The sequence below is a fragment of the Aggregatibacter actinomycetemcomitans DSM 8324 genome (assembly GCF_000372365.1).
In the GTDB taxonomy this organism is placed as follows: Bacteria; Pseudomonadota; Gammaproteobacteria; order Enterobacterales; family Pasteurellaceae; genus Aggregatibacter; species Aggregatibacter actinomycetemcomitans.
Window position 1 is genome coordinate 66,405 of the sequence record NZ_AQUU01000012.1, and the last position, 15,479, is coordinate 81,883.

Annotated in this window: 17 protein-coding genes and 1 rRNA gene; 13 read left to right on the forward strand and 5 right to left on the reverse strand. The window is 44.4% G+C overall.

The features are described 5' to 3' along the window. Positions 1-165 precede the first annotated feature (165 nt). Genes lptC through rapZ form a run of 5 tightly spaced genes read left to right on the forward strand, consistent with a single transcriptional unit; the run spans position 166 to position 3,378 of the window. The gene (gene lptC / locus A3CS_RS0107935) at positions 166-741 is read left to right on the forward strand and encodes an LPS export ABC transporter periplasmic protein LptC (RefSeq protein WP_005548373.1); all 576 of its coding nucleotides are present in this window, start codon (positions 166-168) and stop codon (positions 739-741) included. Further along, positions 722-1,240 carry a lipopolysaccharide transport periplasmic protein LptA gene (lptA, locus tag A3CS_RS0107940; protein ID WP_005541043.1) on the forward strand — a complete coding sequence of 173 codons (519 nt, stop codon included), beginning with the start codon at positions 722-724 and terminating at the stop codon, positions 1,238-1,240. The genes lptC and lptA overlap by 20 nt, the downstream gene beginning before the upstream one ends. Before the next feature lie 5 nt (positions 1,241-1,245). Then, positions 1,246-1,971, forward strand: a complete 726-nt coding sequence (gene lptB / locus A3CS_RS0107945) for an LPS export ABC transporter ATP-binding protein (protein WP_005541044.1) — start codon at positions 1,246-1,248, stop codon at positions 1,969-1,971. A 3-nt stretch (positions 1,972-1,974) separates the two neighbouring features. Beyond that, a complete protein-coding gene (ptsN, locus tag A3CS_RS0107950) occupies positions 1,975-2,496 on the forward strand; it encodes a PTS IIA-like nitrogen regulatory protein PtsN (protein ID WP_005548368.1) in 522 nt (173 codons plus the stop codon). Between the two features lie 27 nt (positions 2,497-2,523). After that, positions 2,524-3,378 (forward strand): RNase adapter RapZ, encoded by an 855-nt coding sequence (gene rapZ / locus A3CS_RS0107955; RefSeq protein ID WP_005548367.1) that lies wholly within the window; start codon positions 2,524-2,526, stop codon positions 3,376-3,378. A gap of 5 nt (positions 3,379-3,383) precedes the next feature. Here rapZ and xseA read toward each other — a convergent pair whose 3' ends face one another. The 4 genes from xseA to A3CS_RS0107975 are packed head-to-tail and all read right to left on the reverse strand — an operon-like array spanning position 3,384 to position 6,665. After that, positions 3,384-4,718 (reverse strand): exodeoxyribonuclease VII large subunit, encoded by a 1,335-nt coding sequence (xseA, locus tag A3CS_RS0107960; protein ID WP_005548365.1) that lies wholly within the window; start codon positions 4,716-4,718, stop codon positions 3,384-3,386. Between the two features lie 6 nt (positions 4,719-4,724). Next, the gene (locus A3CS_RS0107965) at positions 4,725-5,918 is read right to left on the reverse strand and encodes a ribosomal protein uL16 3-hydroxylase (RefSeq protein ID WP_005548363.1); all 1,194 of its coding nucleotides are present in this window, start codon (positions 5,916-5,918) and stop codon (positions 4,725-4,727) included. A gap of 32 nt (positions 5,919-5,950) precedes the next feature. Further along, positions 5,951-6,244 carry an RnfH family protein gene (locus tag A3CS_RS0107970; RefSeq protein WP_005548360.1) on the reverse strand — a complete coding sequence of 98 codons (294 nt, stop codon included), beginning with the start codon at positions 6,242-6,244 and terminating at the stop codon, positions 5,951-5,953. Further along, positions 6,237-6,665: a type II toxin-antitoxin system RatA family toxin gene (locus A3CS_RS0107975; RefSeq protein ID WP_005548358.1), complete on the reverse strand. Its 429-nt coding sequence runs from the start codon at positions 6,663-6,665 to the stop codon at positions 6,237-6,239. Before A3CS_RS0107975 ends, A3CS_RS0107970 begins: the two co-directional genes overlap by 8 nt. A 72-nt stretch (positions 6,666-6,737) precedes the next feature. Here A3CS_RS0107975 and A3CS_RS0107980 point away from each other — a divergent pair, with 72 nt between their 5' ends. Next, positions 6,738-7,154, forward strand: a complete 417-nt coding sequence (locus tag A3CS_RS0107980; protein WP_005541059.1) for an EamA family transporter — start codon at positions 6,738-6,740, stop codon at positions 7,152-7,154. Positions 7,155-7,247: 93 nt separating this feature from the next. Here the strand turns inward: A3CS_RS0107980 and gap are convergent, their stop codons facing one another. Then, positions 7,248-8,252 (reverse strand): type I glyceraldehyde-3-phosphate dehydrogenase, encoded by a 1,005-nt coding sequence (gene gap, locus A3CS_RS0107985; RefSeq protein ID WP_005548356.1) that lies wholly within the window; start codon positions 8,250-8,252, stop codon positions 7,248-7,250. A gap of 241 nt (positions 8,253-8,493) precedes the next feature. Here gap and gmk point away from each other — a divergent pair, with 241 nt between their 5' ends. From gmk to A3CS_RS0108020, 7 genes are all read left to right on the forward strand, one after another. Then, a complete protein-coding gene (gene gmk, locus A3CS_RS0107990) occupies positions 8,494-9,132 on the forward strand; it encodes a guanylate kinase (RefSeq protein WP_005548354.1) in 639 nt (212 codons plus the stop codon). A 57-nt stretch (positions 9,133-9,189) separates the two neighbouring features. Further along, complete coding sequence (gene rpoZ, locus A3CS_RS0107995) at positions 9,190-9,456, forward strand: DNA-directed RNA polymerase subunit omega (protein ID WP_019518389.1); 267 nt, start codon at positions 9,190-9,192, stop codon at positions 9,454-9,456. Positions 9,457-9,501: 45 nt separating this feature from the next. Next, positions 9,502-11,625 (forward strand): bifunctional GTP diphosphokinase/guanosine-3',5'-bis pyrophosphate 3'-pyrophosphohydrolase, encoded by a 2,124-nt coding sequence (gene spoT, locus A3CS_RS0108000; protein WP_012821032.1) that lies wholly within the window; start codon positions 9,502-9,504, stop codon positions 11,623-11,625. Next, positions 11,626-13,707 carry an ATP-dependent DNA helicase RecG gene (gene recG / locus A3CS_RS0108005; protein ID WP_005548351.1) on the forward strand — a complete coding sequence of 694 codons (2,082 nt, stop codon included), beginning with the start codon at positions 11,626-11,628 and terminating at the stop codon, positions 13,705-13,707. Next, positions 13,700-14,197, forward strand: a complete 498-nt coding sequence (locus tag A3CS_RS0108010; RefSeq protein ID WP_005548348.1) for a chorismate--pyruvate lyase family protein — start codon at positions 13,700-13,702, stop codon at positions 14,195-14,197. Before recG ends, A3CS_RS0108010 begins: the two co-directional genes overlap by 8 nt. Before the next feature lie 30 nt (positions 14,198-14,227). Next, positions 14,228-15,055, forward strand: a complete 828-nt coding sequence (gene murI / locus A3CS_RS0108015) for a glutamate racemase (RefSeq protein ID WP_019518390.1) — start codon at positions 14,228-14,230, stop codon at positions 15,053-15,055. 285 nt (positions 15,056-15,340) lie between these two features. Next, positions 15,341-15,479, forward strand: a 16S ribosomal RNA gene (locus tag A3CS_RS0108020); the annotation flags it as partial.

A 15,479-nucleotide genomic window follows, 5' to 3' on the forward strand; every position in this document is an offset into this window, starting at 1 on the left:
CTTGGACTGTTTTTTTGTGAAATGTTCCTGACCCGGGCAAGGAAATCTTCTTATAAAAAACGTCGGCGAGGGCGACCGTACTTTATATTGCTTTTTTATCGTTTTCAGCAAAATTATGCTATCATTGTGTCTTATTATTAACCGTTATAACGGAATTTGTATTGTATGAATATTCGTTTGAATATTATCTTAGCCGTGATTGCGCTGGGTTTATTGGCCTGGTTTTATAGCCTGAATAAAGAGGACGGAAGTTTGAAAGATCTGATTAAAACGGCAGATAGTCCGGAATATGTCGGGCAGAAAATGAGCACTACCGTGTATTCGCCCACCGGCAAAAAACAATATTTAGCGACCTCCGCAAAAGTGGAACATTATACCTCGGATGGACATACGGATTTTCAACAACCGGTCGTGTTGTTGTTAGATATTGAAATTCAAAATACGGATAAAGAAAGCTGGAAACTCAGCGCTGACAAAGCACGATTGACCAAAGACAATATGCTGTATCTGGATGGCAATGTCATCGCACAAAGCCTTTCCGCGCAATCTCGTTTGCAACGCATTGAAACCCAACGCGCGGTGGTTAATTTGACAACACAGGACATCAGCTCGGATCAAATGGTAAAACTTAACGGGCAGAATTTTAATTCCACAGGCTTAAAATTAACCGGCAACTTGCAGCAACAAGTGGCTACATTAAAAGAACAGGTGAAAACATATTATGAAATCAGTAAGCAATAACATTTTTTTTGCTTCCATGTTAATGCTGGTGTCTTTGTCTACTTTTGCATTGAAAGACGATACCAATCAGCCCATTAATATCGTTTCCGATAACCAATCCTTAGACATGACCAGTCGGGTAGTGATCTTTACAGACAACGTTGTCATTACTCAAGGTTCTATCGTGGTGAAAGCGAATAAAGTGATCATCACCCGTCCGGAAGAAAATTCCAAGAAAAAAGACACTGTTGAGGCGTTTGGCAATCCGGTGACATTCCATCAGGTAATGGACGACGGCAAGCCCGTGGACGGCAAAGCCAATAAAGTGTTTTATGATTTAGGCACGGAGTTTTTAACCTTAACCGGTAATGCTGAATTAAAACAGCTGGATAGCAAAATCAACGGTAATGTGATCACTTATGATGTGAAAAAACAACAACTCAAAGCCAACGGTTCTTCCGGTTCACGCGTCACCACCGTGTTAATTCCGGCTCAACTCAATAATGCAAAAGGGAAATAGAATTCATGGCGATTCTGTATGCTGAAAATTTAGCGAAAAGTTATAAAAACCGCCAAGTGGTTTCCGATGTGAGTTTAACGGTGAATTCCGGCGAAATCGTCGGTTTGTTGGGGCCTAACGGTGCCGGTAAAACTACCACCTTCTACATGGTGGTGGGCTTGGTAAATCATGATCAAGGAAAAATCCGCATTGACGAGGAAGACATCAGTCTGTTACCGATGCACAATCGAGCGCAAAAAGGCATCGGTTATTTGCCGCAGGAAGCCTCCATCTTCCGCCGTTTAAGCGTGTACGATAATTTAATGGCGGTGTTGGAAATACGCAAAGATTTGACCGCACTTCAACGCCGCGAGAGAGCTGACGAGTTAATTGAAGAATTTAATATCAGTCATATTCGTGATAATTTAGGGCAATCTTTGTCGGGCGGGGAGCGCCGTCGTGTGGAAATCGCCCGTGCGTTGGCGGCAAATCCGAAATTTATTTTGTTAGATGAGCCTTTCGCCGGGGTTGACCCGATTTCGGTGATTGATATTAAGAAAATCATTAAAGACTTGCGTGATCGCGGCTTGGGCGTATTAATTACCGACCACAATGTGCGCGAAACACTGGATGTGTGTGAGCGCGCTTATATTGTGAGCGCCGGTAAAATGATTGCCACCGGCACACCGCAAGAGATTATGAACAACAAATTGGTAAAAGACGTTTATTTAGGCGCCGATTTCCAACTTTAGCTTATGAAATTTACTGAATTATTAACACCGGAAAGTATCCGTCAGGGCATGATTTTGTCCAGCAAAAAGCGTGTGTTTGAGTTAATCGCACACATTGTGGCTGAAAAATTGCAGCTGGAAAACGGTGAACAATGCTGTTTTGAGTGTTTGTTCAGCCGTGAAAAACTGGGCAACTCCGGTCTCGGCGGCGGCGTGGCAATGCCAAAAGGACGTTTGCCGGCAGAAGCCCAACCTATCGCCGTATTCATTCAATTAGACTCGCCTATTGACTATGAGGCAGCGGATCACCGTGAAGTGGATTTAATCTTTGCGGTGTTGATTCCGGAAAATATGTGTGCCGCGTATGTTCAGTATTTGCCTAAATTAGCGGAAAATTTAACGGATAAATCTTTGTGCAAGCAGTTGCGGGCGGCGAAAAGTGCGGATGAAATTTTGCAAATTTTTTTTCATTATGATCAAACCGATGTGAATGAAGCGGTTCCTACGGAACAGGATGTAACGGAATCGCAGCGTAATTTTACTTAACGAAAAAGCCAAATTAGTGGGGGTGCTGTGGAAATTATTATCATTAGCGGTCGTTCCGGGGCGGGAAAATCCGTTGCATTAAGAGCCTTGGAAGATATGGGCTATTATTGTGTGGATAATCTCCCTCTGGATTTATTGCCCCAGCTGATTCAGATTTTGTCCGCCGGGCAACCTGCCGTTGCCATTAGTTTAGACATTCGCAACCTGCCGACTTCCCCGCAAATCCTGGAAAATACGATTAATGATTTGCAGCAGAAACATAATGTTAAAATTATTTTCTTGGATGCCGATACCGGCACATTAATTCGCCGCTATAGCGATTCCCGCCGTCTGCACCCGTTATCCACACAGGACCTTTCCTTAGAAGCCGCCATTGAAGAAGAACGTAACCGTCTTGATCCTCTCGTGCAACAAGCCAATTTGCTGATTGACACTGCCGCTTTATCTACCCACGAATTAGCGGAGCGATTGCGTGAGTTTTTGAGCGGGCATTCCGATAAAGAATTGAAAATAGTGGTGGAATCTTTCGGTTTTAAATATGGCATTCCGTTAGATGCGGATTACGTGTTTGATGTGCGTTTCCTGCCGAATCCGCATTGGAATCAGGGGTTACGCCCGCTGACCGGTTTGGATGAAGAAGTGGCGGAATTCTTAAATAAGCACAATGAAGTGCATCAATTTATCTACCTCACCCGTTCTTATATCGAAACCTGGCTGCCGTCGCTGGAACAGAATAACCGCAGCTATTTGACCATTGCTATCGGTTGTACGGGCGGCAAACACCGTTCTGTTTACATTGCCGAACAACTGGGGAAATATTTTCAGGATAAAGGTAAAAATGTCAAAATTTTGCATTGCTCACTGGCAAAGCATAAAAAATAGTTCGCTTATTTCTTCTCTAACCGATTAATCTGGCTGATGATAATCCCGTCGGCAACGCGTGTTTGGATTTGCTCGCCGATGTTCACCGCATGAATTGATGTAATGGCTTGGTTATGTTGATTTTGGGTGATGGAATATCCCCGCGCTAATACCTTCAACGGGCTTAAACTGTCTAATTTGCCACATAAATGCGCCAGTTGTTTTTGTTGAAGCCCCACCTTCAAATTCATCTCGGAATTTAACCGCACTTTAAGTTGCGCCAGCAGTTGTTTCTGTTGTTGTAACTTTAACGGCAGCGGATTTTTATATAACCGCGCCGAAAGTGCGGTCAGATTTTCCGCTGTTTTTTGCCGGTGATGACACAGACTTTGCTGCAAGCGATGACGTAATTGGGCGATAAGTTGCTGTTGAATACGTAGTTGCGCTTGTGGGTGTTGGTTTTGCAGACGTAAGAAAAGATGCTGTAATTGCCGTTTCTTCTCGATAAAAATGCGATCCAAAGCGATTTCAATGCGTTGTTGACGATATTGTAACTGCTGTAATAATTCCGTTTGATCGCGGCTCACCAGCTCTGCCGCGGCAGAAGGGGTCGGTGCGCGTAAATCGGCGACAAAATCGGCAATGGTAATATCGGTTTCATGACCGACAGCGCTAATGATTGGAATGACGGAATGAAACATCGCGCGCGCCACAATTTCTTCATTAAAGCACCACAAATCTTCCAGCGAACCACCGCCGCGCCCCACGATTAATACATCCGCCTCTTGTCGCCGGTTGGCGATTTCAATCATTTGTGCGATTTCAGCCGCCGCATCTTTACCTTGCACGGCTGTGGGATAAATAATGACTTTCAGACTCGGATCACGACGTTGTAGAATATGCAAAATATCCTGCAATGCCGCCCCGGTTTTAGAGGTAATAATGCCTACCGCTTGACTAAAGTGCGGTAGGTTTTTCTTGTGATTTTGAGCGAACAATCCTTCTGCCGCTAATTTGAGTTTCAGCGCTTCAAATTGCTGCATCAGTAACCCTTCGCCGGCAAGGTGCATACTTTCGATAATCAGTTGATAATCACCGCGCGGCTCATACAAACTGACACTAGCACGCACCAATACCTGCATGCCATTAGACGGACGAAAACCCACGCGCAGATTTTTCATGCGGAACATGGCGCAGCGCACTTGGGCGTTTTCGTCTTTTAAACTTAAATACCAATGCCCCGAAACTGGTTGGGTAAAGTTAGATATTTCCCCGGTGAGCCAAACTTGTCCGAGCTGATTTTCTAACATCAGGCGAACGGATTGGTTTAATTGGCTGACCGAGTAAATGTTATCGCTCATGGAAGATTACTCGGTTAACAACGCCCAGCCGTCGTCCAGCCAATTGCAAATGCTATCGACCAACACTTCCATGGAAATCTGTTGATCCTGCAGGCTGCCGATTAAGCGGGTTAAAAAAGCAAAATCAACGGTTTGACCATCGGCAAGTTGTTTCAAAATTTCCGCTTCGGCGTAGGTCAATTCATCCAGCCATTCGCCGTTGGCATAAATTCGGAACGGATCTTGGGTATAAACCAATTTGCAATTGTTGTCTTGACGTAATCTGCCGCCATGTTCAAAGCTTTCCAACACGTCTTCCGGATCGGAAAAACCGGCGACTTCCAGTAATTCATAGCGCCGACGGCTGACGGTTGTTGCAAGCGCTTGTTGGAATAAGGTGTCGAACTGTGCAGAATTTGCCAGCTGTTGTAAAAATAACGCTTTCATTTGTTGTACGTCTTGCGGTGTCAATTCGCCGGTTTTTTGTTCTGAAGGACTTAAACGGAACGGGATAGCCAGTTCATTCACTTCCAAACTTGGATGGTAAAGGTGATTTCTAATACTTTCCAGTAGTTCCGATGTATTTGGGTAGCGCAACCCGAAGGATACGGTTAAGCAGTCATCTTGCGCTACGCCGTAGTGAGCCAGACGGGAAGGCACGTACAGCACATCGCCCGGCGCCATCACTTCGTCTAAAATCAGTTCGCCCATGTCGTCAAAAATACGAATCGGTTGGTTCGGTTTGAATTCTGTGGTCGGTTCGCACCATTTGCCAAGCTGCCAACGGCGATGACCGTAAGCCTGCACCAGGAAGACATCGTATTCATCATAATGTTTGCCGACAGAACCGCCTTGTGGCGCGAAAGATACCATGATGTCATCACGTTGCCATTGCGGAATAAAGTCGAATTTTCGCCATAAATTGCCTAATAACGGTGACCATTGCTCCATATCTTGCACTAAAACCGACCATTTTTCAGGCAGGTTATCAAAATCTTCTTTGGATAACGGACTGGTGCGCAATTCCCAATTGTCATCGGAATGTTGCTTGATCAAGCGCGCGACCACTTCTTCCGTTTTGGCTAATTCGGTGATGTCGCGTGGTTCAAGCATACCGATAATTTCTGGTAAACCGCGTCGAATTAATAACGGTTTTTTCTGCCAGTAATCGCGTAAAAAGATTTCCGGTGTAATATTTTGAGGTAAACAAAATTTGTTCATATACATTCCTTCAATGTGTTGAATAAGTGTTATTACTTTTTCTTTGCTTGTTCTTCCGCACGTTTGCGTCGAATTTCTTTCGGATCCGCCAACAGCGGGCGATAAATTTCAATGCGATCGCCGTCTTTCAGCTGATCCGTTAATTTCACGGGACGGCTGAAAATGCCGATTTTATTTTCGCGTAAATCAATGTTGGTAAATTGTTGTAAAATGCCGGACTGTAAAATGGCGGTTTGCACCATAGTGCCTTCATCTACACTAAACGATTTCAGATAATGATGATCAGGAAACGCATAGGCAATTTGAATATTGATTTTATTAACCATAAATTTGTTTTGCTCGCTGTTTCAATGCATCAATCATTTTATTGGTTAAATGGGTAAAGATCTGACCGAAGGCAAATCCAACCGGTGGATTTGAAAATTCAGATGCTAAATAAAGTCGAGTCTGACAGCTTTTTTTATCCGGATCGGTAAACTTTTCACCTTGCAGAAATTTAAACGGACCGTCAACGAATTGCATTCTAATTGATTGATTTTCTTTCATTGTATTACAGGTGGTAAACTTTTGTCGAATGCCCGCCTTGCTGATTTCCGATTCACCGGTTAATTGCACCGCACTTTTATTTAACGTGCGGTTGCCGACACAGCCTGGCAAAAACTCGGGATAACGCTCATAATCATTTAAAAGCCGATACATTTGTTGCGCGTTGTATGCAACGAGCGTCGATTGATTAACAATAGCCATACAGATTAAGGTTGTGGATGAAAAAGTTGGTATATTATAAAGGAAATATTGCAGAAACATGAGGAGATTAAAATGAATTGGGTCTGGTTTGCGATCGGTTCCGCATTTTTTGCCGGATTAACGGCAATTTTAGGCAAATTAGGTGTGGAAGGCTTGAATAGTAATTTAGCGACATTTATTCGTACAGTAGTGATTTTATTTGTGATTGTGGCGATTATTTCGATGCGTAATGAATGGCAATTGCCTCAACATATTGCGACCAAGCCGGTTATTTTCCTTGTGTTATCCGGGGTGGCGACGGGATTTTCCTGGCTTTGTTACTATCGCGCTTTACAACTTGCGCCGGCATCTTGGGTCGCACCTATTGATAAACTCAGCGTGGTTATTGCCATTGTGTTAGGTGTGACTATCTTGGGCGAGCCGGTGAGTATGAAATTATTGATTGGGGCAGGATTGATTCTTTCGGGCGTGTTGGTCTTGGCGTTTTAAAAAACACATTGAAAAAGCACCGCACTTTTTAGGTTTTACGGATAAAAAATAGCTCCCAAACGGGAGCTATTTTCATGTTCGGATTTCTCAGAATTAGCCCTTGTAGTTGTAAACGTGTGCAACTAAGTCTAATACTTTGTGAGAATAACCGGCTTCGTTGTCATACCAAGATACCAGTTTTACGAAAGTATCGGTTAATGCAATACCTGCTGCCGCGTCAAATACGGAAGTTAAGGAACAACCGTTGAAGTCGGTAGAAACTACGGCATCTTCAGTGTAGCCTAAAACACCTTTCATTTCATTTTTGGAAGCGCGTTTTAATTCCGCACAGATTTCTGCGTAAGTTGCAGGTTTTTCAAGGTTAACGGTTAAGTCAACAACGGACACGTTTGTAGTAGGAACACGGAACGCCATACCGGTTAATTTACCGTTTAATGCAGGAATAACTTTACCTACGGCTTTAGCCGCACCGGTTGAAGATGGGATGATGTTTTGGGAAGCGCCACGACCACCACGCCAGTCTTTTGCAGATGGACCGTCAACGGTTTTTTGTGTTGCGGTTGTAGCGTGAACGGTTGTCATTAAACCGTCTTTGATACCGAATTTGTCGTTGATAACTTTTGCTAATGGCGCTAAGCAGTTAGTTGTGCAAGAAGCATTGGAAACAATGTCTTGACCTTTATAAGCATCAAAGTTTACACCGCGTACGAACATTGGTGTGCTGTCTTTGGAAGGACCGGTTAAAACCACTTTTTTCGCGCCGGCAGTGATGTGTTTACGGGCAGTTTCGTCAGTTAAGAATAAACCGGTTGCTTCAACTGCAACATCAACACCGATTGCACCCCAGTTTAAGTTTGCCGGATCACGTTCAGCCGTTACGCGAATCGCTTTACCGTTTACGACTAAGTTGCCGTCTTTCACTTCAACTGTGCCGTCGAACCGACCGTGAGTTGAATCGTATTTCAACATATACGCCATGTATTCAACGTCGATTAAGTCGTTGATACCTACTACTTCAATGTCATCACGAAGTTGAGCTGCACGGAATACGATACGGCCGATACGACCGAAACCATTGATACCAATTTTAATTGCCATAAGATTTCACCTTATTATTTTTAAGTTAAACGAAAAGGTTTAGGTTGGCTATGACCCTGCCTACCAATTTTGCGGGAGATTATAACACGCTTTCTTTAATTTGAGAATGCGTCTCTGATCGGATGAAGAGAAAATTTCCTTGGCAGGAGAAGAAAAAACTCTGTAAAAAATGACCGCACTTTTGCTGATTTTTTATCGGTTTAGGGGCATAATAGGCAAAATTAATCACAAGAGAAGCATTATGTTACAAGGCAATTTGTATATCATTTCGGCACCCAGCGGTGCAGGTAAATCTTCATTAATCGCCGCATTGTTAAAACAAAATAATAACCATAAAATGATGGTATCCGTTTCCCACACCACCAGACAGTCGCGCCCGGGCGAACAAGAAGGCGTGCATTATTATTTTGTTTCTCAAGGGGAATTTGAAACCTTAATCGAACAAAATGCCTTTTTGGAATACGCGAAAGTCTTTGGCGGCAATTATTACGGCACGTCTTTATTCGCTATTGAAGAAAATTTAGCTAAAGGCATTGATGTTTTTTTGGATATTGATTGGCAGGGCGCACAACAAATTCGCAAAAAAGTGCCGAATGTTAAGAGTATTTTTGTTTTACCGCCGTCGTTGGATGAATTGGAAAGACGCTTAATCGGACGCGGTCAGGACAGTGCGGACGTGATTGCCGACAGAATGGCGAAAGCGATGAGCGAAATTTCTCATTACAATGAATATGATTATGTGATCGTCAACGATAATTTTGAACAGGCGCTTGTGGATTTGCAGGCAATTCTGCGTGCTGAGCGATTGACATTGGCGCATCAGCAGCAAGAAAATCAAGGCCTGATTGAACAACTACTGGAAAAATCAGCTGCATTCTAGTACCATACTGACCCTTTATTGAATTCAAAAAACAGATTTAGCAAATTGGAGTAATTTATGGCTCGCGTAACCGTACAAGACGCAGTAGAAAAAATTGGTAACCGTTTCGATTTAATTTTAACCGCTGCCTGTCGCGCAAGACAATTACAGTTGCATACGCGTGAACCTTTGGTGCCGGAAGATAATGATAAACCGACCGTTATCGCACTGCGTGAAATTGAAAAAGGTTTAATTAATAACGAAATTTTGGATGCGCAAGATCGTCATGAACATTTGGTGCAGGAAAGAGTGGAAGTGAACGCCGTTTCTTTGTTATCCGAATAAAGTGCGGTTGGAATTTACAACGTTTTTTAGTCGGTTGGGTGTGCTTTGTATTTATTCGAAGGTTTACATCACATTATTCAGGCATATTTGCCGCCTGAACAAATTGAATTAGTCAAACGTGCATTTGTGATTGCCCGCGATGCACACGAAGGACAATCACGCTCCAGCGGCGAACCTTACATCACCCATCCGGTTGCCGTCGCTTCGATCATCGCCGAAATGCGACTGGATCACGAAGCGGTCATGGCCGCCTTATTACATGATGTCATTGAAGACACGCCTTACACGGAAGAACAACTGAAAGCCGAATTCGGCGCCAGTGTCGCGGAAATCGTAGAAGGCGTTTCAAAACTCGACAAACTCAAATTCAGAACCCGTCAAGAAGCGGAAGTGGCAAATTTCCGTAAAATGATCCTTGCCATGACCAGGGATATTCGTGTGGTTCTCATCAAACTTGCCGACCGAACCCACAACATGCGCACCCTCAGCGCATTACGTCCCGATAAACGCCGTCGTATCGCCAAAGAAACCCTGGAAATTTATGCACCGTTGGCGCATCGCTTGGGGATCGAGCACATCAAAAACGAACTGGAAGATCTTGGTTTTGAAGCCATGTATCCGCAACGTTATGCGGTTTTGCAAAAAGTCGTACAGATTGCGCGCGGTAATCGCAAAGACATGATTGAACGAATTTCCGACGAAATCAAAGGGCGTTTGCAGGATGTGGGTATTCAAGCGCGGGTATTCGGGCGTGAAAAGCATTTGTATGCCATCTACCAAAAAATGCGCTTAAAAGATCAGCAGTTTCATTCCATTATGGATATTTACGCGTTCCGCACCGTGGTGAACAACGTGGATACCTGCTATCGTGTGCTTGGACAAATGCACAGCCTTTATAAACCGCGCCCGGGTCGGGTAAAAGATTATATTGCCGTGCCGAAAGCCAATGGCTATCAGTCCTTACATACGTCGATGATTGGTCCGCACGGCGTGCCGGTGGAAGTGCAAATTCGTACCGAAGAAATGGATCAAATGGCGGAAATGGGGGTCGCGGCGCATTGGGCGTATAAACAGGGCGGTCGTAACGACAGCACGCCGGCACAAATTAAAGCGCAACGTTGGCTACAAAGTTTAATTGAATTACAACAAAGTGCGGGTAATTCTTTTGAATTTATCGAAAGCGTAAAATCGGAATTTTTCCCGAAAGAAATTTATGTGTTTACACCGAAAGGGCGCATTGTAGAGCTACCGAAAGGCGCAACGCCGGTGGATTTTGCCTATGCCGTGCACACAGATGTGGGCAGAAATTGTGTCGCCGCCAATGTGGATCGTAAACCTTATCCGTTATCGCAAGCCTTGGAATCCGGGCAGACCATTGATATTTTAACCTCGCCGAATGCCAAACCTAATGTGGCTTGGCTTAATTTTGTGGTGACCGCCAAAGCTCGTTCCAGTATTCGTCACGCTTTAAAAGATTTGCGTCGTGATGAAGCCATTGAATCCGGTAAGCGCCAATTGGCGCACGCTTTGAGTCCGTTAAAATTAGAAGAACTCAATATTGAATATACCCAAAATGTCTTAGCGGATCTGAAATTAGCAAGTTTAAATGATTTATTTATGGAAATCGGTTTAGGCAACCAAATGAGCACCGTCATTGCGCATCGTTTGCTGGGCGAATCCATTGAAATTGATACGGACGGCAACCCTGACAACCACACTGGTCCGTTGGAAATCAGCGGTAACGGCGGTTTGTTGACTACCTTTGCGCAATGTTGCCATCCTGTACCGGGCGATCCGATTATCGCTTATGCCAGCCCGGGTAAAGGATTGGTGATCCACCATGAATCCTGCTCAAACTTGAAAGATCGCGAAGATAATACGAAAAATTATATGTCCGTTGATTGGGAAAAAAGCGATACGCAAATTGAATTTGAAGCGGAATTGCGTATCGAAATGATTAATCAGCAAGGCACGTTACCGCACTTGATGTCAACCATTTCCGCCATGGACAGCAACATTCAAAGCATTTGGACGGAAGAACAGGAAGGGCGTTTGTATCAAATCATCGTGCTGTTAACGGTCAAAGACAAAAAACACCTTGCCCACATCATTCGCAAAATCAAATCAATGCCTGAACTAATCAGCATTGAACGCAATATTAATCAATAGATGAGCACCCAATTATTAGATGCGATTCCGTTAACGGCAATTTCCGGTGTTGGTGCCGCTGTGGCGGAAAAGTTAGGTAAATTGGGGATCTTCAATCTGCAAGATCTGTTATTTCACCTTCCCCTCCGTTATGAAGATCGCACCCGCATCACACCCATTGCCGATTTGCAGGCAGAGCAGTACGCCACTATTGAAGGCGTCGTGCAAAGTAGCGAAGTGCAATTCGGGCGTCGTCCGATGTTGATGGTCTATCTTTCCGACGGTACCGCCAAATTGGCGTTGCGCTTTTTTAATTTTAACGCCGGTATGAAAAACAGCTTGCAGCCAGGTGCTCGGGTGAAAGCCTTTGGTGAGGTGCGTCGCGGGCGTTTCATGGCGGAAATTCATCATCCTGAATATCAGATTATTCATGACAATAAACCGCTGGTTCTGGCAGAAACCCTCACGCCCATTTACCCTGCTACGGAAGGGTTGAAACAAACCGCTTTGCGAAAATTAATTGCGCAAGCCTTGTTGGTGTTGGATAAAACGCCCATAGCCGAATTGTTACCGGCGGAATGTAATCCGCATCCTTTTGATTTAAAATTCGCCATTCAGTTCTTACATAACCCGCCACCCGATGTGTCATTAACGACCTTGGAAGAAGGTAGACATCCCGCCCAGCAACGACTGATTTTTGAAGAGTTGCTGGCATATAACCTGGCGATGCAAAAAGTGCGGTCAGGAATTCAAGCGAATTTTGCCGAGCCTTTGTCGTATCAATCAGATTTAAAAGCACGTTTTTTAGCGCAGTTGCCGTTTCAGCCGACAAATGCACAGTTGCGTGTGACGGAAGATATTGAACGGGATGTGGCGCAACCTTACCCGATGATGCGTCTGGTGCAGGGGGATGTCGGCTCCGGTAAAACCTTAGTGGCGGCGTTAGCGGCACTGCTCGCCATTGATAACGGTAAACAGGTGGCATTGATGGCGCCGACGGAAATCTTAGCGGAACAGCACGCCGTGAACTTCCGCCGTTGGTTTGAACCGCTTGGCATTCAAGTGGGCTGGCTGGCAGGAAAAGTCAAAGGCAAACAACGGGTTGCCGAGCTAGAGAAAATAAAAAGCGGTGCGGTACAAATGGTGGTGGGAACGCACGCGTTATTCCAGGAAGAGGTGGAATTTCATCGTTTGAGCTTGGTGATTGTTGACGAACAGCACCGTTTCGGCGTGCACCAACGACTCATGCTGCGGGAAAAAGGTAATCAGGCAGGCGTGTATCCTCATCAGTTAATCATGACCGCCACACCGATTCCACGTACGCTTGCCATGACGGTGTATGCGGATTTGGATACTTCGATTATCGACGAATTGCCACCGGGGCGCACGCCGATTACCACCATTGCAATTTCCGAAGATCGTCGTGCAGAGATTATCGAACGGGTGAATGTGGCGTGTACGCAGGAAAAACGGCAGGCTTATTGGGTTTGCACTCTGATTGATGAATCGGAAATGTTGGAGGCGCAGGCGGCGGAAGCGGTGGCGGAAGATCTCCGTAAAATTCTACCGCACTTACGCATCGGCTTGGTACACGGGCGAATGAAACCGAATGAAAAACAAGCGGTAATGGCGCAGTTTAAGCTTGCCGAATTAGATTTACTGGTCGCTACGACCGTGATTGAAGTGGGCGTGGATGTGCCGAATGCCAGTTTGATGATTATTGAAAACGCTGAGCGCCTTGGCTTGTCCCAGCTTCACCAGTTACGTGGGCGGGTCGGGCGTGGCAGTACAGCTTCGTTTTGTGTGTTAATGTACAAACCGCCGCTCGGTAAAATTTCGCAAAAACGCTTACAAGTCATGCGCGACACGCAGGATGGTTTCGTGATTTCGGAAAAAGATCTGGAAATTCGTGGTCCGGGGGAAGTGCTTGGCACGAAACAAACAGGAATTACCGAATTTAAAGTGGCGAACCTCATGCGCGATCGCAAAATGCTGCCGACAGTGCAGTTTTATGCAAAACAACTAGTACAGAAATATCCGCAAACGGCGGACTTGTTGATTCGCCGCTGGCTAAATAATCGTGAGATTTATAGCAATGCCTGATTCTATTTTTGCCCAGCTGCATTGGTTGGCGGAAGATGCGCCACAGGCGAAGCAACTGCCGCGTTCAGTTCACTGCTGGTTGTTTGATAAACAATCGCTGACCGTTAAATTAAAACAGACTTGTGCACGATTTGACGTGAAAGTGCGGTCAGAAAAATGGATAGAAAAAACATTTGAAAATGAGACCGCACTTTTGCCGGCGGGAGCCTATTGGTGCCGTGAAGTTTTATTGCTTGGTGACGGCAAACCTTGGATCGAGGCTCGAACGCTCATTCCCCAGACGCTATTTGTCTATCACCAAGAACTGTCAATGTTAGGCAAAAAACCTATCGGCGAATGGCTATTTCAGCAAACGCCACAAAGGCGGTTAATCCAATGGGCGCAAGATCCTCAAAGCGGATTATATGCCCGTCGTTCCTTGTTTTGGGTCCAAAACATACCGATGTTAATCAGCGAGCTTTTCCTTGAGAACCGCCTTATAAGCGAATAAAATGACGCAAATTTTTCCATCAAACTGATTATGGACATTCAAACAAAACCCACAATTCTTTTTTTTGATTCCGGCGTCGGCGGCTTTAGTGTTTATCATGAGGTTAAGCAACTTTTGCCTGACTATCACTATTTGTATTGCTTTGATAACGCTTACTTTCCTTATTCCGAGAAGCCTGAAGAAAAGATCATCGAACGTACGTTAAAAATCTGCCAACGCATAGATCAAATGTATCCGTTGGATCTTATTGTCATCGCCTGTAATACGGCAAGCACCGTTGTGTTGCCCTCATTGCGCGAACATTTTTCAATTCCGATTGTAGGCACCGTGCCCGCGATTAAACTGGCAGCAGCGCAAACAACCACGAAACATATCGGGTTACTAGCCACCAAGGGAACGGTAAACCGAAAATATTTATCTGATTTGATTGATAAATATGCCGCTGATTGCCGTGTGGAAAAAATTGGCAGTACGAAGTTGGTAGAATTGGCTGAACGTAAATTTCATGGTTATCCTATTGATTTAAATGAAATTAAATCTGAAGTGCTAACGTGGGTTACAATGAGTGATTTAGATTGTGTGGTGCTGGGATGTACGCACTTCCCTCTGATAAAATCAGAGATTCAACAATGTTTGCCGCAAGTCATCTATTTTATTGATTCGGGTGCTGCCGTTGCGAAACGGGTGGAATCCTTGCTTAGTGACGTAAAAGTGCGGTCAAAAAATCAAACAAATAATCAAGTGTTTTGCACAAAAATGATCTCACCGGAAGACGGTTTACCAAATTTAATTCAGTCTTTAGGATTTGAAACGCTGCGTTTATTAGATGTCGATAGTGAGGTTTTGAGAGAAATTTGACAAAAAATAAGCAATCAAAAAGATTTTTAAATTTTTAGTAAAAAAGTACTTGCAAGGTAAGGATAAAAGCCTATAATACGCCGGCACAACGACGCGCCGTTGTAGGTTTTTATAAACAGCGCGTCGTTTTTTGTTCTTTAACAATCAATCATACAAACTGTGTGGGCACTTATAGATTCGTTTTAGATAATTTTAAGATTGAACTTAATAGGTGCCGGAAGATTCGTTTATTTATATTATTTATAATAGATTAATTAAGTCAGCTATTGAGGGATTAAGCTTTTTGAATTGAAGAGTTTGATCATGGCTCAGATTGAACGCTGGCGGCAGGCTTAACACATGCAAGTCGGACGGTAGCAGGTAAGTACTTGTACTTATGCTGACGAGTGGCGGACGGGTGAGTAATGCTTGGGAATCTGTCTTA

Coding starts and splice junctions, on each gene's coding strand:
- lptC (WP_005548373.1), top strand. CDS start 166: ATGAATATTCGTTTGAATATTATCTTAGCCGTGATTGCGCTGGGTTTA.
- lptA (WP_005541043.1), top strand. CDS start 722: ATGAAATCAGTAAGCAATAACATTTTTTTTGCTTCCATGTTAATGCTG.
- lptB (WP_005541044.1), top strand. CDS start 1,246: ATGGCGATTCTGTATGCTGAAAATTTAGCGAAAAGTTATAAAAACCGC.
- ptsN (WP_005548368.1), top strand. CDS start 1,975: ATGAAATTTACTGAATTATTAACACCGGAAAGTATCCGTCAGGGCATG.
- xseA (WP_005548365.1), bottom strand. CDS start 4,718: ATGAGCGATAACATTTACTCGGTCAGCCAATTAAACCAATCCGTTCGC.
- A3CS_RS0107965 (WP_005548363.1), bottom strand. CDS start 5,918: ATGAACAAATTTTGTTTACCTCAAAATATTACACCGGAAATCTTTTTA.
- A3CS_RS0107970 (WP_005548360.1), bottom strand. CDS start 6,244: ATGGTTAATAAAATCAATATTCAAATTGCCTATGCGTTTCCTGATCAT.
- A3CS_RS0107975 (WP_005548358.1), bottom strand. CDS start 6,665: ATGGCTATTGTTAATCAATCGACGCTCGTTGCATACAACGCGCAACAA.
- A3CS_RS0107980 (WP_005541059.1), top strand. CDS start 6,738: ATGAATTGGGTCTGGTTTGCGATCGGTTCCGCATTTTTTGCCGGATTA.
- gap (WP_005548356.1), bottom strand. CDS start 8,252: ATGGCAATTAAAATTGGTATCAATGGTTTCGGTCGTATCGGCCGTATC.
- gmk (WP_005548354.1), top strand. CDS start 8,494: ATGTTACAAGGCAATTTGTATATCATTTCGGCACCCAGCGGTGCAGGT.
- rpoZ (WP_019518389.1), top strand. CDS start 9,190: ATGGCTCGCGTAACCGTACAAGACGCAGTAGAAAAAATTGGTAACCGT.
- recG (WP_005548351.1), top strand. CDS start 11,626: ATGAGCACCCAATTATTAGATGCGATTCCGTTAACGGCAATTTCCGGT.
- A3CS_RS0108010 (WP_005548348.1), top strand. CDS start 13,700: ATGCCTGATTCTATTTTTGCCCAGCTGCATTGGTTGGCGGAAGATGCG.
- murI (WP_019518390.1), top strand. CDS start 14,228: ATGGACATTCAAACAAAACCCACAATTCTTTTTTTTGATTCCGGCGTC.